Here is a 3,073-nt window from a genome sequence, read left to right on the forward strand (position 1 = left end):
GCTTCCTTCGCTCCGCGAGGCACCGCCGCCAGGGCCGCTGCCAAGGTCTTGCCGGTGTAGGAAGCCGAATTCAGGCCCAGCGCGATGACGACGCACCAGAACGGATCGCGCAACACCACCCACAGCAACGAATCCTGGATCGCCTGGAACTGGCTGGCGCCGTAGTAGAGAAGGAACACCTGCACGAGCGCCGGAGTGCCGCGAAAGAACGCGATGTAGCCGCCAGCAGTCCGCCGCAGCCAGCCGCGCACCGAGTTCCTGGCCAACGCGATGGGGAAGGCCAGCATGGTTCCCAGCGTGACCACCAACGCCGTGAGGCCGAGGGTCAGCAAGGCGCCATCGACAAGCCTCGGCAACGATACCCAGACGATTCCGAAGTCAAACATGATTCATGCGCTCAGATGTCGCGCGGATCGGCGCTCCGCCGCCTCGAGCAAGAGGGTTGCGATGCCCGTCAGGGCGAGGTAGATGCAGGCAGCCGCCAGGTACATGGTGAACGGCTGGCGTGTCGCTCCGGAGGCTTCGGCGGCTTTGCGCATGAGCTCTTCGCATCCGACGATCGAGACGATGGAGGTCTGCTTGATCAGCACGATGGACTGGTTGCCGAATGGAGCCAGTGCGGTCCGGGCCGCCTGCGGAATCACCACTGTCCAGAGTGCCTGGATCGGGGACAAGCCGAGCGTTCGCGCGGCCTCTCGCTGGCCCTGCGGAACCGCGAGCAAGGCCCCACGCGCGATCTCGGCAGCGTACGCGCCGAAGGAGACGGCAAGCGCAAACACCCCGGCGGCGAATGCATTGATCTCGACGTATTCGCCGGTGATGAGCGCGAGCGTCAGGGAGCCGCCGAAATAGACCGCAAAGACCACCAGCAGGTCCGGCACGCCACGAATGATCGCCGCGTACAGATAGCCCAGGCTCCTTGGCACGCGATGGCGCCGCAGCTGCAACCAGCAGCCGACCAGGCCGAACACGCTTCCCACGACCAGCGCGGCCGCGGCGAGCTCGACCGTGGCGAGCATTCCCAGAAGCAGTTGGCCGCCGAATCCCTGGAGCATGGACATCTCTTTGCTCGCGCCCGGCTACATCAACTTGAACGGGAAGTACTTCGCCGTGATGCGATCGTAGGTGCCGTCCGCACGAATCGCAGCCAATGCGGCGTTGACCATATCGACCGTCGCTGTGTCGCCCTTGCGCACCGCGATGCCGTTTCCGTCCCCGAGCAAACCGCCCTTGAGGTCGGGACCGACGAAGTCGAAGTTCGAGGCCTCCGGGCTCTTCAGGAATCCCACGAAGTAGGTCACCACGTTGCCCAGGATGTAGTCGACGCGCCCGGCGACGAGATCGAGCTCCGCCGCCTGCGGCGTGTCGTAGAACTTGAGGCTGGAGTCCTTGTAGTTCTGCGTCAGGTAGCTCGCCTGGATCGAACCCCGCTGCACGCCGATCGTCTTGCCCTTGAGGGCTGCCGGCGCGATGTCAGCGGGCGTTCCCTTCTTCGCCACGAAGCGCGAGATGGTGTCCTTGTACCTGTCCGAGAAGTCGACCCGCTGCCTGCGCTGCTCGGTGATCGCCATGCTGGCCACGATGATGTCGAACTTCCTGGCGACAAGACCGGGGATGATGCCGTCCCAATCCTGCGCGACGATTTCACACCTGGCCTTCATCTTTTCGCAGAGTGCGATGGCGATGTCGACGTCCCATCCCTGCAATTTGCCGTCGGCGTTCTTGAAGCTCCAGGGCGGATAGGTCCCCTCGGTCGCAATGCGGTAGGTGGGCTGCTGTGCATGTGCAAAGCCTGAAGCCGCCGCGGCTGCGACAAGGATGCAGAGCAGCTGCCGGCTGATCTGCGGGAGTGTCTTCGAATGTGTCATCAGAGGCCTTTGCGGTGTATGTCCAGGCCTCTATGTTTTGCGCGTTTTGCAGTTGATGCGACTCTTGCACGTCGTAGGAAATCCGCAGTGAGGGAGTCAGGCCTGGGTTGCGGGGCGAATGCGGCGCTGGCGATGCATGTCAGGCGAAAAACCTATCCGTTCAAGCAGTTGCGCGCCCTCCCCGCTGAGCCCTTCGTCGCAAGAAACGACGAGATCACCTGGGGCGAGATCCACGGCCTGGACATCGACAACATCGCGCACTCAAACTGAGTTCGTTCAAGGTTGTCTCATCCAGTTACCCAGTAAATCAATAACTTAGGCAACTTGTTTTCAAAGTTGCACCCCCCGGTTTTTCAAAGTTGTTGGGTGCGCGGCCAACGGCCGGTTTCGGGCAGTTTTGTCGTCCGATGTAGGCCCGGTTGGGGCACACAGCAGAAGTTCACACCGAATCCGACTCTGCCCGAGAGCGGACGTCTGACTTTAGTCGCCGAGAAGCATACCCAACGGCTTAAGCGGCGGCGATCGGCATCCCAATTCCTTTGGAAAACCGACCTGACAGCACGTGCAGCGGCGATCATGATCGAGGCTGCCGCCTTGCTCAAGCTGCGCGTGGAGTTGGAGCGGCGCGGCATCACTGCCGAGGACTTGATGCCCGATGACATGCAAGGCTCTGGCTAGCATCGGCGGCGCGGGACTGGGTCCGAGTAGGCATCTTGCCGGCGCCGAGCGCAGCGGCGGGGGAAGTCCCGAAAACCATCGTACCTGCGAGTGAGGCTTGTTAGGTCTTGGGATCGAACAACAACTCCCAAGAACTACCAAGTCATAGCGAGTGGAGCGACGAGCAGTAGGAGAAAAAAGCTTCCAATTCCGTCGATTTATCAAACACGGCGTCGGCGCCAAGCGCTAGGCAGCGACCGCGAATATCTCCTGTCGGATAGTTCGTCAAGACCACCGCACGCTGCCGTGAAGGTCGTTGGACTAAACCGCTGACGCGGTGGATGTGTGCGACGGGGGCAGATCGCGTTGCGCGGAGTTGAGTTGTACCTTGGTTGCGGGGAATGTTCCCCGGAACTCGGAGACGACGATGACACCACTACGTCAACGCATGATCGATGCGATGGTGCTGCGCGGCTTCAGGCCACGCACGCAAGAGTCCTACCTGAGGGTTGTCGCGCAGATGGCCCGTCACTACCGCCGAACCCCGG

General features: G+C 62.1%; 4 protein-coding genes. 1 reads left to right on the forward strand and 3 read right to left on the reverse strand.

Annotated elements, in window-relative coordinates; genetic code table 11:
- The 3 genes from AC1D2E_RS35335 to AC1D2E_RS35345 form a co-directional block, all read right to left on the reverse strand.
- Window positions 1-386, reverse strand: a 386-nt coding sequence (locus AC1D2E_RS35335) for an ABC transporter permease subunit (RefSeq protein ID WP_478201711.1), incomplete at its 3' end; no start/stop codon positions are given.
- Window positions 387-389: 3 nt separating this feature from the next.
- Entirely contained in the window at window positions 390-1,055 is a 666-nt protein-coding gene (locus AC1D2E_RS35340) for an ABC transporter permease (RefSeq protein WP_478201712.1), read from the reverse strand.
- A gap of 24 nt (window positions 1,056-1,079) precedes the next feature.
- On the reverse strand, window positions 1,080-1,868 hold the full coding sequence (locus tag AC1D2E_RS35345; RefSeq protein WP_478201713.1) for an ABC transporter substrate-binding protein: 789 nt from the start codon (window positions 1,866-1,868) through the stop codon (window positions 1,080-1,082).
- A gap of 87 nt (window positions 1,869-1,955) precedes the next feature.
- Between AC1D2E_RS35345 and AC1D2E_RS35350 the strand changes: the two genes are divergently transcribed.
- Window positions 1,956-2,138, forward strand: coding sequence for a hypothetical protein (locus tag AC1D2E_RS35350; protein WP_478201714.1), 183 nt, complete (start codon window positions 1,956-1,958; stop codon window positions 2,136-2,138).
- Window positions 2,139-3,073: the final 935 nt, after the last annotated feature.

The sequence above is a fragment of the Variovorax sp. P1_H2 genome, from assembly GCF_056405295.1.